The 23,850-nt window shown below is 36.4% G+C and carries 22 protein-coding genes; 11 read left to right on the top strand and 11 right to left on the bottom strand.

Annotated elements, in window-relative coordinates:
- Window positions 1–89: 89 nt before the first annotated feature.
- The gene (locus tag C8N46_RS14235) at window positions 90–1,091 is read left to right on the top strand and encodes an NAD(P)H-dependent glycerol-3-phosphate dehydrogenase (protein WP_108115572.1); all 1,002 of its coding nucleotides are present in this window, start codon (window positions 90–92) and stop codon (window positions 1,089–1,091) included.
- Window positions 1,092–1,229: 138 nt separating this feature from the next.
- Here C8N46_RS14235 and C8N46_RS14230 read toward each other — a convergent pair whose 3' ends face one another.
- From C8N46_RS14230 to C8N46_RS14220, 3 genes are read right to left on the bottom strand one after another with little or no spacing between them, the layout of a single operon-like run.
- Window positions 1,230–1,625 (bottom strand): hypothetical protein, encoded by a 396-nt coding sequence (locus C8N46_RS14230; RefSeq protein WP_108115571.1) that lies wholly within the window; start codon window positions 1,623–1,625, stop codon window positions 1,230–1,232.
- Window positions 1,626–1,631: 6 nt separating this feature from the next.
- Window positions 1,632–2,651 carry a phenylalanine--tRNA ligase subunit alpha gene (gene pheS, locus C8N46_RS14225; RefSeq protein WP_108115570.1) on the bottom strand — a complete coding sequence of 340 codons (1,020 nt, stop codon included), beginning with the start codon at window positions 2,649–2,651 and terminating at the stop codon, window positions 1,632–1,634.
- A gap of 43 nt (window positions 2,652–2,694) precedes the next feature.
- Complete coding sequence (locus C8N46_RS14220; RefSeq protein ID WP_108115569.1) at window positions 2,695–3,051, bottom strand: hypothetical protein; 357 nt, start codon at window positions 3,049–3,051, stop codon at window positions 2,695–2,697.
- Between the two features lie 121 nt (window positions 3,052–3,172).
- Here C8N46_RS14220 and C8N46_RS14215 point away from each other — a divergent pair, with 121 nt between their 5' ends.
- From C8N46_RS14215 to C8N46_RS14200, 4 genes are all read left to right on the top strand, one after another.
- The gene (locus tag C8N46_RS14215; RefSeq protein ID WP_108115568.1) at window positions 3,173–3,769 is read left to right on the top strand and encodes a CvpA family protein; all 597 of its coding nucleotides are present in this window, start codon (window positions 3,173–3,175) and stop codon (window positions 3,767–3,769) included.
- 168 nt (window positions 3,770–3,937) lie between these two features.
- Window positions 3,938–4,357, top strand: coding sequence for a hypothetical protein (locus C8N46_RS14210; protein WP_108115567.1), 420 nt, complete (start codon window positions 3,938–3,940; stop codon window positions 4,355–4,357).
- Between the two features lie 304 nt (window positions 4,358–4,661).
- Window positions 4,662–7,430 carry a hypothetical protein gene (locus C8N46_RS14205; protein WP_146169828.1) on the top strand — a complete coding sequence of 923 codons (2,769 nt, stop codon included), beginning with the start codon at window positions 4,662–4,664 and terminating at the stop codon, window positions 7,428–7,430.
- Between the two features lie 2 nt (window positions 7,431–7,432).
- Window positions 7,433–7,999, top strand: coding sequence for a hypothetical protein (locus tag C8N46_RS14200; RefSeq protein WP_108115565.1), 567 nt, complete (start codon window positions 7,433–7,435; stop codon window positions 7,997–7,999).
- A 42-nt stretch (window positions 8,000–8,041) separates the two neighbouring features.
- Here the strand turns inward: C8N46_RS14200 and C8N46_RS14195 are convergent, their stop codons facing one another.
- From C8N46_RS14195 to C8N46_RS14160, 8 genes are all read right to left on the bottom strand, one after another.
- A complete protein-coding gene (locus tag C8N46_RS14195) occupies window positions 8,042–8,803 on the bottom strand; it encodes a tetratricopeptide repeat protein (protein ID WP_108115564.1) in 762 nt (253 codons plus the stop codon).
- A 6-nt stretch (window positions 8,804–8,809) separates the two neighbouring features.
- A complete protein-coding gene (locus tag C8N46_RS14190) occupies window positions 8,810–10,582 on the bottom strand; it encodes a BatD family protein (RefSeq protein WP_108115563.1) in 1,773 nt (590 codons plus the stop codon).
- 334 nt (window positions 10,583–10,916) lie between these two features.
- On the bottom strand, window positions 10,917–11,774 hold the full coding sequence (locus C8N46_RS14185) for a tetratricopeptide repeat protein (protein WP_108115562.1): 858 nt from the start codon (window positions 11,772–11,774) through the stop codon (window positions 10,917–10,919).
- The gene (locus C8N46_RS14180) at window positions 11,771–12,805 is read right to left on the bottom strand and encodes a vWA domain-containing protein (protein WP_108115561.1); all 1,035 of its coding nucleotides are present in this window, start codon (window positions 12,803–12,805) and stop codon (window positions 11,771–11,773) included. Before C8N46_RS14180 ends, C8N46_RS14185 begins: the two co-directional genes overlap by 4 nt.
- 8 nt (window positions 12,806–12,813) lie before the next feature.
- Window positions 12,814–13,821, bottom strand: a complete 1,008-nt coding sequence (locus tag C8N46_RS14175; RefSeq protein WP_108115560.1) for a vWA domain-containing protein — start codon at window positions 13,819–13,821, stop codon at window positions 12,814–12,816.
- A complete protein-coding gene (locus tag C8N46_RS14170; RefSeq protein ID WP_146169827.1) occupies window positions 13,811–15,487 on the bottom strand; it encodes a BTB/POZ domain-containing protein in 1,677 nt (558 codons plus the stop codon). Before C8N46_RS14170 ends, C8N46_RS14175 begins: the two co-directional genes overlap by 11 nt.
- Window positions 15,488–15,515: 28 nt before the next feature.
- A complete protein-coding gene (locus C8N46_RS14165; protein WP_108115558.1) occupies window positions 15,516–16,382 on the bottom strand; it encodes a DUF58 domain-containing protein in 867 nt (288 codons plus the stop codon).
- Between the two features lie 110 nt (window positions 16,383–16,492).
- Window positions 16,493–17,488 carry an AAA family ATPase gene (locus C8N46_RS14160; protein ID WP_108115557.1) on the bottom strand — a complete coding sequence of 332 codons (996 nt, stop codon included), beginning with the start codon at window positions 17,486–17,488 and terminating at the stop codon, window positions 16,493–16,495.
- Between the two features lie 236 nt (window positions 17,489–17,724).
- Here C8N46_RS14160 and C8N46_RS14155 point away from each other — a divergent pair, with 236 nt between their 5' ends.
- From C8N46_RS14155 to C8N46_RS14135, 6 genes are all read left to right on the top strand, one after another.
- Window positions 17,725–19,557, top strand: coding sequence for a sodium:solute symporter family protein (locus C8N46_RS14155; protein ID WP_108115624.1), 1,833 nt, complete (start codon window positions 17,725–17,727; stop codon window positions 19,555–19,557).
- Between the two features lie 236 nt (window positions 19,558–19,793).
- Window positions 19,794–20,663 (top strand): aldo/keto reductase, encoded by an 870-nt coding sequence (locus C8N46_RS14150; protein WP_108115556.1) that lies wholly within the window; start codon window positions 19,794–19,796, stop codon window positions 20,661–20,663.
- A gap of 90 nt (window positions 20,664–20,753) precedes the next feature.
- Entirely contained in the window at window positions 20,754–21,506 is a 753-nt protein-coding gene (locus C8N46_RS14145; protein WP_108115555.1) for an SDR family NAD(P)-dependent oxidoreductase, read from the top strand.
- Window positions 21,507–21,579: 73 nt separating this feature from the next.
- The gene (locus C8N46_RS14140) at window positions 21,580–22,716 is read left to right on the top strand and encodes an ATP-binding protein (RefSeq protein WP_108115554.1); all 1,137 of its coding nucleotides are present in this window, start codon (window positions 21,580–21,582) and stop codon (window positions 22,714–22,716) included.
- Window positions 22,717–22,751: 35 nt separating this feature from the next.
- Complete coding sequence (locus tag C8N46_RS20160) at window positions 22,752–22,943, top strand: hypothetical protein (RefSeq protein ID WP_146169826.1); 192 nt, start codon at window positions 22,752–22,754, stop codon at window positions 22,941–22,943.
- A 47-nt stretch (window positions 22,944–22,990) separates the two neighbouring features.
- Window positions 22,991–23,743 (top strand): metallophosphoesterase family protein, encoded by a 753-nt coding sequence (locus C8N46_RS14135; protein ID WP_108115553.1) that lies wholly within the window; start codon window positions 22,991–22,993, stop codon window positions 23,741–23,743.
- Window positions 23,744–23,850 lie beyond the last annotated feature (107 nt).

Genomic DNA, 23,850 nt, shown 5'->3' with positions numbered 1-23,850 from the left:
AACACATGCCAAAAATGGTAAGTGCCTGAAATCCAATACAAGCGTAAAAGCGATATTTTATGTATTTTTGAATTATAGATTCACCTTTTATGGATAACAAACTAAAATACGCCGTTTTTGGAGCTGGAAGTTGGGCAACAGCCATCGTAAAGATGCTTAGTGAAAATTTAGACGGAATTGGCTGGTACATGCGAAGTGTGTACACAAAAGAGCATTTACTAAAAGAACAACACAACCCAAGCTATTTAAGTTCGGTAGAATTTCATACAGAAAAACTAAAATTAAGCAACGATATTGACGAAATTGCAAACTATGCCGATGTGTTGATTTTTGTGATTCCGTCTGCGTTTATTTATAGCGAACTGCAAAAACTAACAGTTGATATTAAAGATAAAATTGTAGTTTCTGCCGTAAAAGGAATCATTCCAGAATCGGGATTATTGGTTGGGGAACATTTTCATGATATTTACCACATTCCTTTTGACAATATTGCGGTCATCGCCGGTCCGTGTCACGCAGAAGAAGTAGCACTGGAGCGCCTTTCTTATTTAACAATTTCATGTGCCGACCAAGAAAAAGCACAAATCATTGCCGATACCTTATCAAGCGATTATATCAAAACAAAAATCAGCGATGATGTGATTGGTACAGAATACGCTGTGATGCTGAAAAACATCTACGCCATTGCTGCAGGAATTGCGCACGGATTGGGTTATGGAGACAATTTCCAAAGTGTGTTGATGAGTAATGCTATTCGCGAAATGAAGCGTTTTATTAAGAAAGTTCACAAAATGAAGCGAAATATCAACAATTCTGCGTATTTGGGTGATTTATTAGTAACAGGCTATTCTGTATTTTCGCGAAACCGAATGTTTGGAAACATGGTTGGAAAAGGCTATACGGTCAAATCTGCGCAGATGGAAATGAACATGGTTGCCGAAGGCTATTACGCTACCAAAAGTGCTTACGAACTCAATCAAAAGAACGAGAAAAAAACACAAATCCCGATTATCAGTGCGGTTTACGCCATTTTATATCAAAACAAAAATCCTAAAAAAGTTTTTAAGAAATTGACGGAGAAGTTGGATTAGCTAATTTGATGATTTGAAAATGGATTCCTGCCTTACTTCGACAAGCTCAGTACAAAGCCGCAGGAATAACAAAAAAAGTCTAAAATCTAGTAGCAAAGCGGTCTAGAATCTAACAGTGAAGCGTGTCTAAAAAGAAATCTATTTCACCAAAACTCCCTTAGTATTCATCAATGGAATCGGCTGAAACGCATTTTTGTTGATGGAATTTTTTCTGAAAACATACTTTTTATCATACATTTTGTTTTCTAGGAAAAAAGTCACGCGAAATTCATTGTTTAGGGCAAACACATCTTCTTGCATCCATTCGGCTTTGGCGTACGATTTTGCAGGTAATTTGTCCAATTTATGACGCATAATGGAAGTTTCTCTCTCTGCATCGTAACCGCGAGAAACGACCAACAGCATTTCTAAATCTTGCTCTGTATCGTTAATAATATACGCGTTCCAATCGTCGGTTTTGTAAATGTCGTTGTATTCTTGCACAACTGCCATATACACACCTTCTACTTTAGGAATTTCAATGTCTTTTTTCATTTTAAATTACAACGCCGATTTGAATTGCTCTAAGAAACGTACATCATTTTCGCTCAACAAACGAATATCGCCAATTTGGTACAACAACATCGCAATACGATCAATTCCTACACCAAACGCAAATCCTGAATATGCTTCTGGGTCAATGCCACAGTTGGTCAACACATTCGGATCTACCATTCCGCAACCACCGATTTCTAACCAACCTGTTCCTTTCGTAATTTTATAGTCGGTTTCCGTTTCCAATCCCCAATACACGTCAATTTCCGCACTTGGTTCCGTAAATGGAAAATACGATGGACGCAAGCGAATTTTGGACTTTCCAAAGAGTTCTTTGGTAAAATGTTGTAACGTTTGTTTTAAATCGGCAAAACTTACTTCTTTGTCAATATACAAGCCTTCTACTTGGTGGAAAAAGCAGTGAGAACGTGCCGAAATCGCCTCATTACGATATACTCTTCCTGGAGAAATGGTACGTATTGGTGGTTTGTTATTTTCCATATAACGTACTTGCACCGAACTTGTGTGTGTACGCAATAAAATATCTGGATTGGTTTGAACAAAGAACGTATCCTGCATATCGCGCGCTGGATGATATTCTGGAAGATTCAACGCGGTAAAATTATGCCAATCGTCTTCAATTTCTGGTCCTTCAGACACATCAAAACCAATACGAGAAAAGATTTCTGTAATTTGATTTTTTACCAAAGAAATCGGATGACGCGCTCCAATCTCAATCGGTTGAGCCGGGCGTGTTAAATCGCCATACACACCTTTTTCTTCAGCTGAATTTTCTAACGCTTCTTTCAGTGCGTTGACCTTTTCTTGCGCAACTGTTTTTAATTTATTGATAGTTTGCCCAAATTCTTTCTTTTGTTCATTCGGAACATTTTTAAACTCAGCAAAAAACTCGTTTAACAATCCGTTTCTTCCTAAGTATTTAATTCTGAAATTTTCAATTTCTTCTTTTGCTTGGGTTGTAAATTTTTCAACCTCAGCAATATGTTCCTTGATCTTATCTATCATGACGATATCTTTGATTTAGCTTGCAAATTTAGAAAAAACTAGCTTATTCAATGTATTCCTTCTCTAAAAAGTAGTTGACGATGGCTTCTTTCATCAAAACGGTTTGTTCACCAGCTTTTAATGTGGGTAATTCTTCTTTAAAAATATAATGTGGCCAGCCATCTTCATCAAAATAGTCAAATTCGTAGTAACCGTACGGTTCTAAAAGACGACAAATGGCAATATGCATCAAATTAACTTTGTCGTCTTTTTTAAACGTGCGGTGAATTTGCCCAAGTTCCTGAACACCAATCAAATAAATAATAGCATCCAAATCGAGCGTATCGCCTTCTGCAAACTGATTGGTCAATTTTTCAACCACCGTATCCCAACGTTGTTTTAATACTTCATCTCTTGCCATGCGTTTTTTCTTTTCCGCTGCAAAGGTACTTAGTTTTTAGACATTGTGATGCAAATTCCACAATTCATCCCACAATAAAATACTCCAATAAAAGTTTTATATTTGTTAAAACTCGACACGCATGAATTTTATTGACATTTTTTTAGGTGGCGTTATCATATTTGGCTTTGCGCGTGGACTTATGAAAGGGCTTTTTGTTGAAATTGCTTCGCTGGTAGCGCTCGTGGCTGGATTGTATGGCGCGATTCACTTTTCCTATTTCGCGGGCGACTTTTTAGTAGAAAATTTCCCGTCTTGGGAGGAAAAATATGTCAATTTAGCCGCTTTTGCCATTACTTTTATCGTAATTTTAATCGCTGTGACGATGGCTGGAAAGTTATTGACTAAGATTGCTGATTTTGCTGCACTTGGTATTTTGAACAAAATTTTGGGCGGTGTTTTTGGCGGATTGAAAATGGCAGTAATCATTGGAGCGGCATTGGTGTTTTTTGAGCGAACCAATAATACGATGGCGTTTATAGAAAAAGACAAGATTGATGATTCAGCATTGTATGAACCTGTAAAAGATGTGGGCGGATTTGTGTTTGCATACGTTCTTGAAGAAACGGACAAAAATAGTACGTTGGATTCCTTTAAGACAGATACCGCTGAACAGTTAAAAAAAGAAAAGGAGGCACAAGAACAAGATTTGAAAGAAATTGAAGAAAACGAAAATTAAGAATTATGTGTGAAAAATGTGTGTCGCCCAATATTCAGCATTTGCCTGATGAAAAAAATATTCAACCTTTGCAAAATAAGTTGAAGACAAAAACGCTTAAAAAGAAGGCAAAAAAAGTAACAAAAGCTTAAAAACAACTACGTATAGAACAAAATTACATTCTCTTTTATGTGTCAACATTGCTCGCGTTTTGCTACAGAACGCTTTTTTTCGGACGAAGATTTTGCCGCTTTTGAAAAGGCTTTGGGAAAGAAGCTTGTCGATGGTACGTTTGTTCGTGTCGTAAACCCAAACCAAATTGCTCAAAATGCAGGAGAAACTACCTTTCAATGTTCCTATTGTGGAGCCGATTGGGTTTTATCTGTTCCTGAAAACGATTGGCAAGGTTATTTTTTACCTGAAAATCAACTCGCGGAATACGAAGAATACGAGCAAACCAATACTCAAAATCAAAGTACATTTCAAACTACTATCAAAGGCGGACAAAAAGGTTGTGGCTTTTGTTTGGCACTCTTTTTCGTGGTTTTAGCGCTTATTATCTACATTATTTATAGCGTTTTTGATTTTGTTTTTGATTTTATTTTCTGATTCCCAAAGGTTTTACTATAAATTACTGCAACTACAGCTTCTCCAAGCAGTAAAGTTATTATTTCTCATAAAAAATAATGTTCTTGCGATAGCATTATATGCAAGTTTTGTATACATAATCTGTGTATTTAAATTATTAAAATAATAATTATACACATCATTCTTTGTTTCTGCAAACAGTCTGTCTTTTAGTATAAGTATTGCTAATAATCAATTTCAAAAAAATCATAAGACTTTTACGCTATCATTTTGAGATACGATGGAATTTCTTGTGTTGATTTTTAAATTAAAAATACAACTTACAATGAAAGAAGAAGCAAATATACTTACTAGATATCTTAATCCTAGAAGATTTAAAAATTCGGATGATAATTATCGTGAAATTTATCATTTAATTAGAATTGATCACGATTTTTTAGAAAATGAACAAGATCCTAATTCAGAAAACGTCACCAAAGAAATCAAAAATTCTCTGCCTGCTACTTATGGAGACAATGGATTAAATGCTTACAAACGGATAAACACAAATTTACCATTAGTAGTGACCCATAACAGCACTAGTGTTAAATGTTTTTTTAAAAGAGAAGAAAACGATAGCACTACCTATTTAAGTTTGGAAAATGCATTACTAGATAATACGAATGAAAGTCATTATTTACCATATACCAACCTCACTTTCATACCTATCAATCTTGGAGCTTCTTATTACTATCACATTAAACAAGAGCAGTTATATATTCTTATCTCTGTTTTTCCTGAAGCTATTATTATTGGACAGAAGTTTTTAGATTATAATCCGAAGCATTTGGGAGGTCTCACAGATGGAGACTACACATTAAACTATAAAGATTCCTTTGGTTTTACTAACTCGTTCATGGATAAAATTATATCAACTCCTTTTTATTGGGGTCACGACGATAAATATAGAACTGTAAATGTCACTCTCAATAATCAAATAGGGAAAGTCCATTGGTTTCCGAAAATTAGAAAGGAATCCGGAAAAGTAGTTCTATATTATGAATATGATAATGCACGTAATGACTTTAACGTTCCAATGGCGGAAAATGGATTTCTTGAGGCCGCTATACGGCTTGAATTTAATTACACGAGAGGCTTTTTGGCTTTTATGGTACTTACATACTTTATAAACAACATATCTCCTTTAGATGTTTTAGAAGAGGACGTTGGTTTCCGAAGAAGTGATTTTTTTAAGAAGTATATTGAAATCGTAGCTGAGAGTTTGCAAAATAGTGTATTTACTACTATTTATGATACTATCTCTACTCTATATTATGTTCCCGACGAATTTTTTGTTCAAAAACAAGCTTTATTCTCCAATAATTCGTATTCTGAATTTTTAGGTGAAGATTTCCTATGGTCAGCCATAAAAAGAGTTTTGAGAATTCCGTTATCAAATTTTGGTCCAAATGTGGAGGATATAACAATGGGATTATTTGAAACTTTACTATTTATTCAAGATTATAAAGGATATAAAAACCACAAAGACAAAAATGATTATATCCTCAACGAATTGCTAACTAGAAAATATAATCATGAAAGTTATCTCATTGCTTTTTACAATCGAATGCATACTTATAACTTTGTAAATTATAATTATTTTATCTATAAAATTTGGCGTAATAGCTCTTATGTAAATCCAGAACATCCTATCTTTAAAAACACCTCTTATTTTACAAAATTAACAGACTTGAAAGAAGAGGAAAAAAAGAAAGCTCCTATAATGCTTACTTATAAATCCAATAAACTTTTAGGTTTTTACACAAGTAATATTGATGCTGAGTTTAACGACGATGAGAATATAGCTTTTACACCTGATGAATCTTCATGGGATGAGATTTATGATTTTTTCTTTAATGATAATGGTAATTTTATAAAGTCATGGGTAGAGGGTAATTGGAAAATTACGTATCATCCGTTACACCCTATATATTTACCTAATCCTACAGAAGAAAGTGCTATTAGAGTACAAAAAATATCACCAGCGCTACTAATTAAAGCCAGTGAGGATAAAGCTTTTTGGAGTAATGTTGGTACGGCGGTATCTTATACCTTTGATGTACTTACCACACTTTCTGGTTTTACAAATTTAGCTAAGTTCAGACACTTGGGACGTATTGCAGATGCTGCAGGTTATATCAAAAATGGAGTCCGGTTAAAAAATACATTTTATGTTTACAAAGCTGCTAAGGGTACTTTAGCCACTATTGAAATATCTAGCGGAACAATTAATATTCTTTTAAGAATTACAGGATTAGAGGATACTCCTTTTGGACAAGCATTAACAAACTTTCTTTTTTGGATGGAAATGCTTACTTTATCAGTTGATTTATATGATGCTATCGAGGAAGGATTGCGAGGAAGTGCCAAAGTTCTTACCGAAGTCAATAATAGCGAAATACTAAGTAAAAAACTTGATGAATTTATTGAAGCTAAACTAATCGATGAATCAGATAAAGCTAGGATTGTTGATGAAATAAAAGAAATAGCCGAATCTGCTAGCGATTACAGCACTATATTGGCAACTAAAGTTGACATATCTAGGGATATTGCTCCAAAAACAATTAAGGGATTTGAACAGAGCAAAAAACTAGAAAAATTTGAGCATGGTCTGGCATTTAATTTAAAGACTAAATATAAAGCTGAACACACCTCTAATTTACCAAATGAAATAAAATGGCCAGACTCTATTATAAAAAATATTGAAGGCTGCATTGTCACACATAACCACCCTAAAGGTGGTGGTCTTAGTATCGAAGATTTATTCTTTTTTATAAGCAACAGATTAGTAGAGATTAGAGCTGTCGGTCCTGACGGGAGTGTTTTTAGCTTGAGAAATGGAAAAATTTATGATTCTGTCAATGATGTTAGAGCCTTAGACTATGCAAATAATGGAGATGTTTTAGATCAGAAAGTTTTTACTCTATGGATGCAATATAAAGCTTATTTAAAAACATCTGTAGGAGACACAACCCGAATAGAAAAAAGAATTTTCAATCAATTATTTGACCTTATAAAAGATAGAGTAACTTACACACATTATATAAATAAATAAATATGAACTTAGAATTTCTATATTATCAAAGAAAATTAATTCTTGATGGTTTTGACCCTAAAGAATTCGAATTAGGTAATTTAAGAATAACCTTTAATGAATTCATGCAATCAGCATCATTAAGTGATGTGATTAAAGTCATTATTAACGCATATAAAGAGCAATATGCGCAACATAAATTTTTTGCTGTATGTTTTTACGATGAAGATACTAATTGGGAAAGCCCAAAGTATCCCGATAATTTGGGACTACGAACCAACGATTTCTATTTACAAAAAAATCGAATGACCAGAACCGATATTGAATATTTAATTCTTCGAATTTTGAAAGATGATTACACTAAAACCAATGCTCGTTATTTAGAAGAACTTGAGTTGGTATTTGCCAAACCTATGTATAATCTCGAAACTACAATTAGAGAAAGCTTAATCGGTATGGAATTTACGGAAGAGTCGACCATGAATGTAAAAATTTTTACTGTAAACGATTCACCAATTGACGAAATTAAAATTTCAAATGAAAAATTTATCCTAAAAATAAATCGTGATAAATGGAAAGCATATTATTAAATTTTTCACATGATTGAAGCTATTTGTAAAATCGTTGCAAAATCACAACTCATTCACATCTTCTGCGACAATCCAACCGATTTTTCCATCAATAAGTTGGATTTTTTTCCAGTTGTTTACCGTGTCTAACACTTGCACTTTGGTGCCTTCGTGCAATACGAAAACCTCATTGCTTCGTAAGTTTGGCTCGGATTTTACAGCACTTTCTGCCGCAAATACAATGGCAGGACGATCTGCTTGCGCTTTTCCATATTGTTGATACGCAATAGCAACTGTTCCCAAAATAAGGAGAAAAGCGATAAAACTAACGATAAAGTAAAGTCGCTTTTTAAGTGTTTGATAGGAGAATTGATACAGCAAAAATGAAATCACACATAAAAATCCAAAAATAACCGCAATCCACGCCCATTGATTGTAGGTAAATGTTCCTGTAATGCCATTGACAAATTTTGAAAGCTGGGTTTTTGGCAACGGCTCAATAGCGTCAATCGTCATGTTTTTGGCAAATGCCAAGTTGTTCAAAATGTCTTTGTCATTTGGCGACAACTGCAAGGCTTTTTCAAAATAGTAAATGCTTGGCCCAATTTCGTTGCTTTTATAGTACGCATTTCCCAAGTTGTAATAAATAGCGGCGGAATGTTGTCCTGTTTCTAAAATTGCTTTGTATTGTGTAATCGCTTCCGCATACTTTCCTTCGTTGTAGGCTTTGTTGGCAGCGTCAAAAATTGCAGTGTTTTCTTGTGCAAACCCTAGCAATGTACTAGAAATGAACACGAAAAGAAAATATATGAGTTTTGCTTTCATCTCTACTTATTTTAATTGTTTGTCGATTTGCGATATGGTCTGCACCGATTTCTCATAATCCTTGTTAATAGCAACATCTGTGGCTGGTGTGTATCGCGCAAATTCACAACTTTCTAGTAACGAGATAAAATCGTGAACCGTTTCTTCATTTACACTACGTTCTGTCAATAATTGACTGATTTTTTCTTTGCTGAATTCAGATGTTTCTATGCGGAATTTTGCTCGTAAATAATTGTGCAGCGCTCTTTCCAACACCTCATAAAACGCTTCTTTGTCGTTGAGTTTCTTTTTCGCTTCTGACAAGTATTTTTTCGCCAAACGATTCGCTCTTCGTGTTTTGCTTCCTTCAATATCATTATCGTACGCGCGTTTCTTTCTTCTCACAAGTAAAATGATAGGAATGAAAAGGAAAGGTCCTAATAACAATGCGTAGAAGAGATTCGATTTAAAGAAATCTTCTGTTTGGATTGGCGATAAATTTGCGTCCGTTTTTAAGAATCGGAACTGTGAACCGTTGGTGGTAACTAGTTGTTTTTGGGTTGAATTTTGATTGTCTGTATTTTCAGCTGTAGCTGTATTTACAGGACCTTCTACCACATCAATAATGATTTCGTCCGAGCGCAAGGTTTTGTATTTTTCGTCAGAAGGATCAAAGTACGAGAACGACACACTCGGAATCGGATATTTTCCTTTGTATTGCGGAACTACCGTATAACTGTCTGAAATTCTTCCTTGCATTCCTGAGATTCTAGTCGTCACACGTTCTGAAAATTCAGGTTCGTACACTTCCAACGAACTTGGCAATTTTAATTTTGGCAATTGAAAAAGCTTCAAGTTTCCTTCTCCCGAAACTTCAATTTTTGCTTGCAACGATTCGGTAGCATTTAACGAGTTTTTACTCGTGGTTACTTTAAAATCGAAATCGCCTACAGCGCCTGAAAAATCTTCTGGTTTACCAACTTCTGGCAAATTTTTTACATTGACTGTTCTTTGTGCAGAAGAAATAGTTTTGTGTACGGTTTCGTAACGTCTTCCAAACACATCTCTACGATTGGTAGGTACCGAAATTTGCAAATCAATAGAAAACGGCTCAATGACTTGTTTTCCTGTTTTTTGTGGATATAAAACGAAACGTTTCAACGTTACATACGAATATTCTTCTCCTTTGTATGTAGTTCGCTCAGCGCGACGCATTTGCGTTTGAATGTTCTGACTCCAAAAGTTATTGAATGTTGGTTTGCCCAATTCGCGATAATCATTGACAATGATTCCTGGTTTTACATAGAGTTTATAAGAAACCGTTACAGGCTCATTTAAAAACGGATCGCCTTTGGACACTTCCGTTACTAAATGTAAGCCTTCCGAAATAACATAATCGGGATTGTTAGCGTCTTTTGGTTTGTCAACTGCTTTGGTTACCGTAACTGTTACAGGCAGCGTTTTATAAATTTGTCCATCAATTTCAACTTTCGCTTGTTTGATGGTAAACGTTCCTTCTGCTGTAGGTTGCAAAAAGTAAGTATAGGTTTTTGAGAACGAGCGCTGTCCGTTGTTCCACACATGACTCATGGATTGAATGGGTCCGCCAACCACACGAAATCCTGTGAAACTTGGTGCGGTAAAATTATCGCCGTCTCTGTCCATTTCAAAATCAACTTTCAAACGCTCATTAACGCCTAGTTTCTTTTTACTCACTTTCGTTTCAAAAGTAACTTGTGCGTTTAGCATTCCTGCAAATAGCAAGAGTATGATTGTTGATATGTAAATTTTAATTTTCACCGTTTATATTTTAATAACTAATTGAATGAACTTTATTAATTTTTTTCAATGTGCATTCTGCATTTATCTAATTCACAAACAAAAAAATAGTACATTTTTTCATTCTTATTTTCTTTTACTTTGCTCGCCCAAAGAAAAGAAACAAAAGAAAAGGCGCTTTTTCAAAGGTGTTTTTAATTTTTCAACATTTTTAGTTTCCCATGCTCTAGTTCGAATTATGCAGTTCAAAAATTTATCCTTTAGTAAATCTTCTGAAAGATTTCTTGAAAAATCATTACTACACTGCGAAAAAGACATAACTCACTCTTGCGTTAATTATCTAAAAAATCAAGAACTACCAATCTTTTTCAGCTTTTACTTTAACGCCTTTTGCCTTTTTCTCGTTGAGTTTGTCTTGTGTTTTCTTTTCGGCATTGTTCATGGCTTGTAACAAGCTTTTTACTTGCTGAGGCGATAATTGGTTTGGCTTTGGTTGTTGCTTTTCTTGTTGCTTTTTATCGTCTTTTTGATCTGCTTTTCCGTCGCCTTCTTTGTTATCTTTTTGTTGTTTTTCTTTTTCTTCGTCGCCTTTTCCGTCTTTGTTTTTATCGTCTTTCCCGCCTTCGTCTTTCTCTTTGTCGCCTTTGTCTTCGTTTTTGTCTTTTTGATCGTTTTTATCTTGATCTTTCTTGTCCTGCTCCTTTTCCTGCTCTTTTTGGTCTTTGTCTTTTTTGTCCTTATCGTCGTCCTGTGGCGGATTTTTCTCAAGCATATCTTTCGCTAGGGCGAAATTGTAACGCGTTTCATCGTCTGACGGATTGTTGCGCAAGGCTTTTTTGTACGCCGCAACTGCTTTTTCGTATTCTTTATTATTCATAAACACATTGCCCATGTTGTGATACGCCTTGTGCTTATCAGCTTTCGTAGTTGCTACTTCAGCCGCTTGTTTGTAACGATTGAACGCTTCTTCATAACTTTCATTTTCGTAGTATACGTTTCCTAAATTGTATTTTGCAGCTACGTTTTCTCCATCTTTTGAGATGGCTTTGCGATATTCCGCTTCTGCATCGGCATAACTGCTGTCTTTTACCGCTGTATTGGCTTTGTACGTATAATTTTTCGATTCGTTTTTAAATGCTGTGGCATCTTTGTTTTGTGCGAATGTTACTGAAATCGTCAATAACATTGCGAATACGTTTACGATGTTCTTCATGATTCTTTTTCATTAAATAAGTTTAACTTTTGCAACCATGCTGTTTTTCGTTCCAATAGAAAAACATCTAACAGTAATAAGAAGATTCCCAAACCGAGAAACCATTGAAATTGGTCTTGGTATTCTGAGAATTTTTTAGCTTCAAATTCTGTTTTGTTCATTGTTGACAGTCGTTCCGTAATGAAGCTTACTGCATCTTCGGTAACCGTTCCGTCAATATATTCTCCATCGCCTTCAGCGGCAATATTTTTTAAAGTATTTTCATTGAGTCGCGTAATGACTACTTCTCCTTGCAAATCGCGTTTGTACGATTCTACAATTCCACGTCTTTTTAACGGAATGCGTCCGCCTTTTGGCGTTCCTACACCAATGGTATAGGTTTTAATACCTTCTTTGGTGGCTTCTGCTGCTAGTTTTCCTGCACCGCCTGTATGATCTTCTCCATCAGAAATAATGACCAATACACGATTGGTTTGCTCTACATCGTCATAGTAGGTTTTTGCCAAACGAATGGCATCGTCAATCGCTGTTCCTTGTGACGATAGCATGTCTGTATTTAAGTTTGCCAGAAACATTTTTGCCGCTGAAAAATCGGTTGTGATTGGCAATTGTGGTACGGCTCTTCCCGCATACGCGATGATTCCGATACGGTCACTTCCCAAATTATTGATGATTTCTGAGACAATTCGTTTTGCTTTGTCCAATCGGCTTGGTGAAATATCTTCCGCCAACATACTTTTAGACACATCTACCGCAAAAACAATATCTACACCTTCACGCTTTACGGTTTCCAATTTTGTGCCAATTTTCGGATTGACCAACGCCACTGTCAAAGAAGCAATCGCCAAACACCATATCACCAATTTCAAAATTGGCTTGAAAGTAGATTTTTCAGGGCTCAATCGCTCAAGTAATTGTTTGTTCGCAAATTTACGCTGCGCGTTGCGTTTCCATAACTGCAAGAGTATGAAAACCAGCACCACAATTGGGATGATGATTAGTAAGTAAAAATATTTTTTTTCTTCTAACATAATTCGTTTTAGATAAAACTTCTAAATAATGTGTTGCGTAACAAAATTTCTAACAGTAATAATATCCCCGCAAAAAAGACAAATATCCTGAATTTTTCTTCGTAATTGGTGTATCGAAATTCTTCAATTTCTGTCTTTTCTAGCTTGTTGATTTCTTCATAGATGCCTTCCAATTTTTTACTATTGGTCGCTCTAAAGTATTTTCCGCCCGTAGTTTTCGCGATTTGCTGCAATAGCGCTTCGTCGATTTTTACTTGCATGTTTCGAAACAAAAAGGTTCCGTCAGGATTGATGGCAACAGGCGTTGACGCCATTCCGTTGGTTCCAATTCCGATAGTGTAGGTTTTGATGCCGTATTCTGCCGCCAATTCTGCCGCGATTTGTGGTTCAATAAAACCTGCGTTGTTTTCTCCATCAGTCAGTAAAATGATAACTTTGCTTTTTGCTTTGCTATCTTTTAAACGATTGACTGCCGTTGCCAATCCCATTCCAATTGCCGTTCCGCCCGTCAATTCGCCATGTTTATACGTAATGTCTTTTAACGCGTTTTGAATGATGCTTTTATCAGTGGTAATGGGTGTTTTGGTAAAACTTTCTCCAGCATACACCACCAATCCAATTCGGTCGCTTGGTCTGCCTTCAATAAATTCGGAAGCCACTCTTTTTAATGCCGCTAATCGATTCGGTTTTAAATCTCTCGACAACATACTCGCCGACACATCAATTGCCATGACAATGTCAATTCCTTTGTTGGTTTTGATTCGGGTAGATACTTCTTTGGTTTGCGGACGTGCGAGTGCTATAATGAGTGCTGCAACTGCCAACATGCGCAATGCAAAAAGTATCGGTTTTAGTTTTGGCAAGATGCTTTGTGTGGCTTTGAAACCTTTGAGACTGGACATTTTTACATCTGCCAACTGCTTTGGTTTTTTCCACACGTACCATGCGATTGCTACAGGGATAAAAAGTAGCAACCAGAAAAATTGTGGATGTGCAAATGTATAATTATCGATCATTGTTCTGCTCTTCTATTAGCGTGATGGAACTTAAAATTCGCTTCACTAGTTCTTTTCCGTCTTCATCATCTTCTGCATACATCATGGTCAACGTTTGTATGCCGCGACCTTCTTCAAAAATGTAGGTTTCGTATTCGCGTTCTTGCGTACTGCTGAACGGACTTAGGTTATCTACAAAGATTCCTGTACCATACATTTTGAGTCCTTTGATGCCTGTTGGCGACTCGTATTCGTCATATTTTACGATGAGTTTTTCTGCGCCGTCAGCTTCGAGTTTCTTTAAAATGTCTTCTGCAATATCATCCAGCGTAATTTCTGGTTTTTGCTTGAAGGTTGTCACTGCTAAGTCTATGGAAAATGGTGCTAAGTGACTTTGATAACTGTACACATCTGTTTCGGAAGTAGCTCCAACAGAGTCTTTGATTTTTATCGGCGTCATTCGTTTTAATACTTGCGGTGTGGAAATGGTAAAGTCAGCTGTTCCGTATCTACTTGTTATCCATTCGTCTTCCAACAAATCGCCCATAGAATGCCCGATGTATGTGTTTTCTTTTACATATTGTAATGTTGCATAGCCAATCAATCCACCAAAAGCAATAATCATGGCAACAACTCCAATAACTGTGTTTCTAAAGCGTTGTTTTTTGCGTTGTTCTTCTAACAATCGCAATTGGTATTCTTCGTCTTTGCGTAATTCTTCTTCGGAGATTTCAGGAATGGCTTCTTTGGTTTCTACAACGATATTTTCCACCAAATTACGATCCGCTTTTACGACAGCATCATCGGGTTTTGACTTGGCAAATTTTACCAAATCGGCCGTTTGCAGTACATTTTTTAGATTTTTGATGGTTTCATCTTTCAAATCCAAATACCCTGCATCTTTTTGTGCTTCTATTTTTCGGATGAGTTCTGCAGTGGTGCTTTCTAGTGCATCAATGCGTACTTCTTCTTCAATGTATTGTCGCACAATATTCGTCAATTCTGAATAGTAATCTTTGTAAGCTGAATTGAGTAATAATTTCGATTTGTCCAACTCATTCAATTGCAACAACGCTCGGTCAAACGGCGGAATTTCAGCTTTTTTCTTTTTTCGCTTTTTTTCTTTCAATTGAAATACAAAAAAGTAAAAGTAGGCACCAAATAAAATAATCAATCCTAAGACGATTAAAAGATAAATCCACCAATTACTGCTGCCTTTTTCAACTGATGTGATGGTTTTGATGTCAAACATTTTCTGTTTGAGCGTATCTACGACCACATCCGCCACAGCGACACGAATAGAATCGGTATAAAACGGTTTGTCGTCAATGAGTATTTTTAGTTTTGGAATGTAATACGAGCCCGAATCGTATTGCGTAATTCCGTATTTTTTGATGAGATTGTATTTGGCATCTTTTTGAACCGTGTCTGCCTCATACGCTTCTAACAGTTCCAACGGTAAAAAGCTATTGTTGCCTTCTGGAAAAACCACTTTTGCCGTGGTATCTGCTTCCACCATGAGCGACAACTTGATTTCCTCACCAATTTTGATTTGGGTAGAATCGACCTCAGCTTCCACACGTTGTGCAAATGTAGTTGCGGTACATAGAAAAAAGAAAACTACCCAAAGTGCGCGCATTCCCAAGAATGCTTTTGCCGCTTTGATGTGCTGTAGTTTTGTATTCATATTTTTTTCTTCTTTTTGCATAGTTTGCTTAGCCTCTTCTTTTAAAGTAGCCTAATAATTTTTTTACGTAACTCTCGTCCACACTAGCGCTAATCGTTCCTGCGCCGCTTCTTGAGAAAAGTTCTTCAAAGTATTTGACTTTACTTCGGTAGAATTTTGTGTAATTGTTTCTGACCGTTTTTGAGCCTGTATTGACCAACATCGTTTCGCCCGTTTCGCTGTCGAGCATTTGTACAATTCCTAAATTTGGAATGGTTTCTTCCCGCTGGTCGTAGATACGAATTCCTGTTAAGTCGTGCTTTTTTGCTGCAATTTTTAGAGTTTGTTCGTATTCGTCCGAAATAAAATCTGAAAGAATAAACACGATGGCTTTTTTCTTCATCACACTCGATAAAAATCGCAATGCTTGAGAAACGTCTGTTTTGGTGCTTTTTGGTGTAAATTCTAACAACTCACGAATAATGCGCAATACGTGCGATTTTCCTTTTTTCGGCGGAATGAACAATTCGATTTCGTCTGAAAATAGAATTAATCCGACTTTGTCATTGTTTTGCATTGCCGAAAATGCCAAGGTTGCCGAAATTTCCGTAATGGTTTCGTTTTTAAATTGTGAGTTCGTTCCAAAAAGTTCAGAGCCAGATACATCTACCATCAACATCATGGTGAGTTCGCGCTCTTCTTCAAATACTTTGATAAACGGTTCGTTGTAGCGCGCCGTTACATTCCAATCAATATTTCGCACATCGTCACCAAACTGATACTGACGCACTTCGCTAAACGTCATTCCACGACCTTTGAAGGTAGAGTGGTATTCTCCTCCAAAAATATGATCGCTCAGTCGGCGCGTTTTAATTTCTATTTTCCGTACTTTTTTTAGTAACTCTTTCGTATCCATTATTTTCAGTCTTCAGTACTCGGTATTCAGTGTTCAGTCGGTTCATAATGAAGAATAGTTGTTCTTAGAGAATAACTCACAACTCAATACTCATTAACTCATAACTTCATTTACGGTACTTCAATTTCGTTTACAATCTTATTGATGATTTCTTCGGAAGTGATATTTTCAGCCTCTGCTTCATAGGTAATTCCGATTCTGTGGCGCAATACATCGTGTACTACGGCGCGCACATCTTCAGGAATTACATATCCTCTTCGTTTGATAAATGCGTAACATTTTGCAGCCGTAGCAAGATTGATACTACCACGTGGTGACGCTCCAAAACTGATTAATGGTTTTAAGTCTTCTAAGTTGTATTTTTCTGGATATCGTGTAGCAAAAATAATATCCAAAATGTATTTTTCTATTTTTTCGTCCATGTAGACATCTTTCACAGCTTCCTGCGCTTTAATGATTTGATCTACAGTGATGACAGAATTTACTTTTTCAAAATTACCTTTTAAGTTGGCACGCATGATGAGTTGTTCTTCGTCCATTTTCGGATAATCAATCACCACTTTCAACATAAAACGGTCAACTTGCGCTTCTGGTAACGGATAGGTTCCTTCTTGCTCTACAGGGTTTTGCGTTGCCATTACTAAAAACGGTTTGTCAAGTATAAAGGTTTCATCACCAATAGTTACTTGCTTTTCCTGCATGGCTTCTAAGAGTGCCGATTGTACTTTGGCTGGCGCACGGTTAATCTCATCCGCCAAAACAAAATTCGCAAAAATTGGTCCTTTTTTGATAGAGAAATCATTCTCTTTCATGTTGTAGATAAGTGTTCCCACAACATCGGCTGGAAGCAAATCGGGTGTAAACTGAATTCTGCTAAAACTTCCTTGTACTGCTTTACTCAAGGTATTAATCGCCAATGTTTTTGCCAGTCCAGGCACACCTTCTAATAAAATATGCCCTTTTCCGAGCAATCCAATTAATAAGCGTTCGACCATGTGCTTTTGTCCAACGATGATTTTGTTGATTTCCATCGTTAGCAAATCGATAAAAGCACTTTCTTTTTCAATTTTTTCGTTAATGGCTCTAATATCTATTGTCTCTTCCATGTAAGTTCTTTTTTTGAGGCGTGAATTTACTAATCACATTTTACCGATGCAAATTGTTAAAATTATTCGTTTATTGCTGTTAATAATTGGTTAAAATATTTAGGATATTTATATATTGAAGCCTTTAAACTCAAAAGCATGTGCCATTTGTAAAGCGCTCATTTTTTTGTTGATAACTCAACCCCTTACTGTTGTTCGGTTTGTCAGTTGAATTGCTTTTTTTAGAATTGTATTTTATGGAATTATCTGGATTAGATTACAGCCTCATTATTGGATTTTTTACCATTGTTTTAGGAATCGGAATATATGTTTCGAAAACTTCAGGAAAAAATAGTACGGAATATTTTTTGTCAGGACGCAATATGCCTTGGTGGATTTTGGGAATTTCCATGGTAGCCACCACATTTTCTACCGATACGCCAAACTTGGTGACCGATTTGGTTCGAAAAGATGGTGTTTCGTCCAATTGGGTTTGGTGGGCTTTTTTGATTACAGGTTTATTAACCGTTTTTGTGTATGCCAAATTGTGGCGAAAATCGAACGTTGCTACCGATATTGAATTCTACGAATTGCGCTACGGCGGAAAACCAGCCAAATTTCTAAGATGGTTCAGAGCTGTATATTTAGGTGTGATTTTCAACATATTTGCCATGGCAGCCGTTACGCTTGCTGCTATTAAAATTGGAGGTGTTATGTTGGGATTGTCGCCGATTGAAACTGTATTGTATGCAGGAATCATTACTGTAATTTTTAGTGCTATTGGCGGATTTAAAGGTGTTATTTATACCGACTTTTTATTGTTTTTTGTTGCGATGGCAGGTGCTGTCGGTGCTGCATATTATTGTGTGAATTTACCCGAAGTTGGCGGATTGGAAAATTTGATGACTCATAAAAATGTAGCCAACAAATTGAATATTCTTCCCGACTTTAGTGATACAGAAGCCCTGTTTACATTATTTGTGATTCCACTAGCAGTACAGTGGTGGAGCTCGTGGTATCCAGGAGCTGAGCCTGGCGGTGGCGGATACATTGCACAACGCATGTTAGCAGCCAAAGATGAAAATCACGCTATTGGAGCCACGTTCTTTTTCAATATTATGCACTATGCATTGCGTCCGTGGCCGTGGATTTTAGTAGCATTGGCATCGTTGGTCATTTTTCCAGATGTTGCTAGTATTCAAGAAGCTTTTCCAAATATTCCTGCTGATAAATTAGGTCACGATTTGGCATACTCTGCCATGCTCACCAAATTGCCAAGTGGATTGTTAGGTTTGGTATTGGCTTCACTAGTAGCAGCTTATATGTCTACCATTTCTACACATTTGAATTGGGGATCATCCTATATTGTGAACGATTTTTACAAAACAACCATCAAAAAAGGTGCTTCCGAAAAAGAGTTAGTAACTGTAGGACGAATTTCCACTGTTCTTTTGATGGTTTTCAGTGCCATTTTTGCATTGTTTCTTCAAAATGCCAAACAACTTTTTGAAATCATCATCATGTTTGGCGCAGGAACTGGATTAATTTTTATTCTCCGTTGGTTTTGGTGGCGTATCAATGCGTGGAGTGAAATTTCGGCGATGATTATTTCTGGAATTGTATCTATACTGTTTAAAATGACTGTTGTCGGAAAAATTCTATTTACACACACTACAGAAGCGGGAGAAACTGTTGAAGGTTGGATGCCAAGTTACGCTCAGTTTCCTGTTGTAGTCTTCATAACTACCATTGTTTGGCTTACAGTAACTTTTTTAACACAACCCGAAACGAAAGAAACACTCTTCAATTTTTATAAAAAGATTCAACCTGGCGGTCCTGGCTGGAAGAAAACTATCGCCGACGCTAATGCTGCTAATGTAGAAATTGTTACAGATAAAAAACCATGGAATGTACCATCGGGAATTTTGGCAATGGTTGTAGGTATTGTGTTTATTTACAGTACCATGTTTGCCACAGGAAACTGGATTTACGGAAAAACTACCTTAGCACTTTCCTTAACTGGCGTTGCTATAGTTTCCGGACTCATTTTGATACAACTTTGGAAAAAGATTCGAGCGTCCGTTTTTTGATGTAGATTTTTTTAGAATGTTAGATACGCTTTGCTTTAGATGGCTATCACTCTTAGATAGATTTGAAATGTCATTCCAGCAACTCATGCCAATCCTGCCGAAGTAAGGCAGGAATCCATGTCAATTATGATCATAGCACATCGCGAGTTTTAACTAATAATTACATCTAAAAGTCTAAAAATCTAAGCCCGTCTAATTTTCTAATTCGTATTTTTACGGTAAAACTTATTTAGACTGTGAATACAAATTATTCAAGAATTATTGCAGGTACCATGACTTGGGGCGTTTGGGGAAAACAACTCAACACTTCACAAATGATTGACCTGATGCAGCATTGCATTTCGGAAGGAATTACCACATTCGATCACGCGGATATTTATGGAGGTTATACTACGGAAGCCGCTTTTGGAAAAGCATTCGCGGAAAGCAATATCAATCGCGAAAGCATCGAATTGATTACCAAATGCGGTATTCAACACGAAGCTGAAACACGACAGAATACCATTAAACATTATGATTATTCCTCAGAATACATTGTTTGGTCTGTAGAAACATCACTCAAAAATTTACAAACAGATTATTTAGATTTGTTGCTATTGCACAGACCAAGTCCGCTCATGCATCCCGAAGAAGTTTTTAAAGCAATTGACGCATTGAAAACGCAAGGGAAAATCAAAAATTTTGGCGTTTCTAACTTTACGCCATCACAAATGACAATGATTGGTGCTAAAAATTATATCTCTGCGAATCAAATTCAGTTTTCTGTAACCGATTTTGACGCCATGCACGATGGAACGTTGGATTATATGATTACGAACTCCATTTTACCTATGGCATGGCAACCACTCGGCAATGTTTTTAGAGAAGAAACCGAGCAAACTCAGCGAATTCACACAGTGTTAGATACACTTTCAGAAAAATACAACGCCACCAAAGACCAATTGGTGTTGGCGTGGATTTTAAAACATCCGTCAGACATACACCCTGTGATTGGAACGACAACACCTGAACGAATTACCAATGCTGCAAAAGCTGTCGAAATTGACTTGGATTTGCAAGATTGGTTTACGTTGTTGGTGGAAAGTCAAGGACATAAAGTTCCATAGCTTCACAGTATTGAGTATTGAGATGTTAGAATTGAGATTTTTTAGTTTAATTTAAAGAGATTCCCACTTTCGTGGGAATAGCCAAAGGCTATGAGAAAAACAGCTTTTATTACAGGTGCCACAAGTGGTATTGGACGCGAAATTGCGCGCGAATTTGCTACACATAATATCCGTTTGATTCTATGCGGTCGCAGGCAAGAACGTTTGGACGAGTTACAAAACGAATTACGTTCAAAAACAGAAGTACACACCCTAAATTTTGACGTACGCGACAGAGAAAAAGTAGCAGCTGCGGTGGCTTCATTGCCTTCAACTTTTCGAACCATTGATATTTTAGTGAATAATGCTGGAAATGCGCATGGTTTGGATCCAATTCAGCAAGGAAATGTAGACGATTGGGATGCCATGCTTGACATCAACGTAAAAGGATTGTTGTATGTAAGCAACGTTATTATTCCGCAAATGGTGGCGCGAAATGCAGGTCATATTCTCAATATTGGTTCTACAGCAGGTAAAGAAGTGTATCCAAACGGAAATGTGTATTGTGCCAGCAAACACGCGGTAGATGCGCTGAATCAAGGAATGCGAATTGACTTAAATGCGCATGGAATTCGCGTGGGCGCGATAAATCCAGGTTTGGTGGAAACCGAATTTAGTGATGTTCGTTTTAAAGGCGATACCGAACGTGCTGAGAAAGTGTATCAAGGATACCAACCGTTGACGCCAAAAGATGTCGCGGAAATTGCGTATTTCATTGTTTCAAGACCTACACATGTAAATATTGCCGATTTGATGGTGATGTGTACCGCGCAAGCTTCGAGTACGATTGTAAAGAAAGAATAACGGTATAAATTGCTCATTTTTATGGAGTAAAGTGTACTTTTATAATCTGTATTTGCTAAAACTCATTATTCCAATGATCAATAAACGCCTTTTGATTAAAAACTTACTCGCTCACAACGATGAGAATAGTTTTTATGACAAAAAGCGAAAGTTAAATATTGGCGAAAAGGAAGGAAAAGCTAAGTTTCTGAAACATATTTGTGCGCTCTCCAACAGCAATCCGAAAAACAATTCGTACATCGTTATTGGTGTGGAAGATGAAGACAACAAAATCGTCGGTGTGGACTTTTTTGATGATAGTAAGATTCAAAATCTCATCAATGCATATTTGACAAATCCGCCGATTGTACAGTATGAAAATATCTATTTCCCACATTTGCCCAAAGGAAAAGTCGTGGGTTTGGTTACGATTCGTCCGAATGGAGAAATTACTTCGTTGCGAAAAAATATTTGGAAGTATTACGGCGGTTCTATTTTTCTGCGTGATGGCAGCATTTCCATGCCGAAAGTGTTTGATATTGAGATAAAAGATGTCAATTCAGAAATCGTACAAACGATTGAAAAAAGCGCGCAAAATAACATCAAACTGACGTTGGACAGCGTGATTAATTTCATCAATAACGAACATGCCAATCTGGAATCGCATTACCAAGTTTTTAAAGAACAATTTGTGGTGTGTTGGGCAGGAATTAAGCAGAAAAAGCGTGATAAAATCTTTTATTCGCGCGTGGATATTGAACTGATTAACGAGCAAGTAAAATTGTTTTATTCGGCGTTGGACCAAGTTGAAATTACATACAACGAAGATGCATTTACCATTGTGGAATACGTGCCACTCGGATTGCAAAATAAATACCAATATTATCCGCTAGAAAAGGTTACCATTACGTTTAAACCGAACGGAATGTATGCTATTGATAGCAATTTGATTTTTGAAGCGCCGCAATTCGATAAAAAAACGCTGCATCATATTTACAACACGAATAATGTAATCTTAGAAAAATTACACAAAAACATTCCTATCACACAAAATGAAGATTACGATTTGCGTAATTTGCCAGCAACCTATATGATTTGTTATTTAAACGGTTTTCACGAAGCGCGAAACAAACTGGACGAAGCCAGACCTTTATTAAAAGACTACGACCAAGACATTTACGAACTGTACAAAGCAACGATTCGTATTTTACGAAAGATAAAATATAGTTAGATGTTTTTTTTAGTAATAATTACCAATTTTAAAATATGAAAAGATCGTACAGATACCTTATATTTTTTGGCTCCTTAGTATTATTTGTTGTATTCCTCTTTTTTATACATCCATACATTATAATGAATGTTGGTGGCGTAGGTTTGGCAGGAATTATTGAAATTATCTTATTGGTATTGGTACTAACGATTCTTGTTTTTACACTATCTCCATCCCACAAAGATTAATATCATTTGAAAGTAATTAGTATTTTACCACATGAAGCAAAATAAACATGAGAACACTCGCAATAGGTGATATACACGGAGGATTGAAAGCCTTGACACAAGTGCTGAAGCGCGCCAATGTGACTTCAGATGATACACTCATTTTTTTAGGCGATTACGTTGATGGCTGGAGCGAATCGGCAGAATTGATAGCATTTTTAATCGATTTGAGAACACGTCAACAATGTATTTTTATTCGTGGAAATCATGATGTTTGGTGTCATGAATGGTTGTTGGATGGACATATTCCTGAGGTTTGGTACATACATGGTGGAAAGGAAACCTTGGAAAGTTACGCACGTGTGGATTACGATAAAGAACAACATGTACAATTCTACAACAATTTAGAAAACTACTATATTGATTCTCAAAATCGATTGTTTTTGCATGCGGGATTCACGGCGATAGACGGTGTAGAAAAAGAAGTGTTTTACAAAAATTTTTTCTTTGACAGAACCCTGATAGAAACCGCGTTATTGGCTGAAAAGTTAAGCATTGAAAACCTCAGCAATCCAAAATATGCCTTAGAACGATTTGATCAATATACAGAAATATACATTGGGCATACACCAACGATAAAATTTAATCGCACTACGCCAACCAAAGCACTCAATTTATGGAATGTAGATACAGGTGCCGCCTTTACAGGAAAACTTTCAATCTTAGACATTGACACCAAAGAATTTTGGCAAAGCGATCCACTTCCAGAATTGTATCCGACAGAAAAAGGAAGAAACCAAAAGCCGCTTAGAAGTAAGTAACAGTCAAGTGAGTTTAGATTCTCCTTTAAAAAAATCGTCAAACGATTGGGTAAACTCAAAAAACGAAAAATTAACAAAAGATGTTAATTGTGAAAAATTAGGGATTA

The organism is Kordia periserrulae, from assembly GCF_003054265.1.
Lineage (GTDB): Bacteria > Bacteroidota > Bacteroidia > Flavobacteriales > Flavobacteriaceae > Kordia > Kordia periserrulae.
The sequence above is the reverse complement of the archived record's forward strand: the minus strand, read 5'-3'. Positions and strand labels throughout refer to the sequence as shown.

Coding starts and splice junctions, on each gene's coding strand:
- C8N46_RS14235 (WP_108115572.1), top strand. CDS start 90: ATGGATAACAAACTAAAATACGCCGTTTTTGGAGCTGGAAGTTGGGCA.
- C8N46_RS14230 (WP_108115571.1), bottom strand. CDS start 1,625: ATGAAAAAAGACATTGAAATTCCTAAAGTAGAAGGTGTGTATATGGCA.
- pheS (WP_108115570.1), bottom strand. CDS start 2,651: ATGATAGATAAGATCAAGGAACATATTGCTGAGGTTGAAAAATTTACA.
- C8N46_RS14220 (WP_108115569.1), bottom strand. CDS start 3,051: ATGGCAAGAGATGAAGTATTAAAACAACGTTGGGATACGGTGGTTGAA.
- C8N46_RS14215 (WP_108115568.1), top strand. CDS start 3,173: ATGAATTTTATTGACATTTTTTTAGGTGGCGTTATCATATTTGGCTTT.
- C8N46_RS14210 (WP_108115567.1), top strand. CDS start 3,938: ATGTGTCAACATTGCTCGCGTTTTGCTACAGAACGCTTTTTTTCGGAC.
- C8N46_RS14205 (WP_146169828.1), top strand. CDS start 4,662: ATGAAAGAAGAAGCAAATATACTTACTAGATATCTTAATCCTAGAAGA.
- C8N46_RS14200 (WP_108115565.1), top strand. CDS start 7,433: ATGAACTTAGAATTTCTATATTATCAAAGAAAATTAATTCTTGATGGT.
- C8N46_RS14195 (WP_108115564.1), bottom strand. CDS start 8,803: ATGAAAGCAAAACTCATATATTTTCTTTTCGTGTTCATTTCTAGTACA.
- C8N46_RS14185 (WP_108115562.1), bottom strand. CDS start 11,774: ATGAAGAACATCGTAAACGTATTCGCAATGTTATTGACGATTTCAGTA.
- C8N46_RS14180 (WP_108115561.1), bottom strand. CDS start 12,805: ATGTTAGAAGAAAAAAAATATTTTTACTTACTAATCATCATCCCAATT.
- C8N46_RS14175 (WP_108115560.1), bottom strand. CDS start 13,821: ATGATCGATAATTATACATTTGCACATCCACAATTTTTCTGGTTGCTA.
- C8N46_RS14170 (WP_146169827.1), bottom strand. CDS start 15,487: ATGAATACAAAACTACAGCACATCAAAGCGGCAAAAGCATTCTTGGGA.
- C8N46_RS14165 (WP_108115558.1), bottom strand. CDS start 16,382: ATGGATACGAAAGAGTTACTAAAAAAAGTACGGAAAATAGAAATTAAA.
- C8N46_RS14160 (WP_108115557.1), bottom strand. CDS start 17,488: ATGGAAGAGACAATAGATATTAGAGCCATTAACGAAAAAATTGAAAAA.
- C8N46_RS14155 (WP_108115624.1), top strand. CDS start 17,725: ATGGAATTATCTGGATTAGATTACAGCCTCATTATTGGATTTTTTACC.
- C8N46_RS14145 (WP_108115555.1), top strand. CDS start 20,754: ATGAGAAAAACAGCTTTTATTACAGGTGCCACAAGTGGTATTGGACGC.
- C8N46_RS14140 (WP_108115554.1), top strand. CDS start 21,580: ATGATCAATAAACGCCTTTTGATTAAAAACTTACTCGCTCACAACGAT.
- C8N46_RS20160 (WP_146169826.1), top strand. CDS start 22,752: ATGAAAAGATCGTACAGATACCTTATATTTTTTGGCTCCTTAGTATTA.
- C8N46_RS14135 (WP_108115553.1), top strand. CDS start 22,991: ATGAGAACACTCGCAATAGGTGATATACACGGAGGATTGAAAGCCTTG.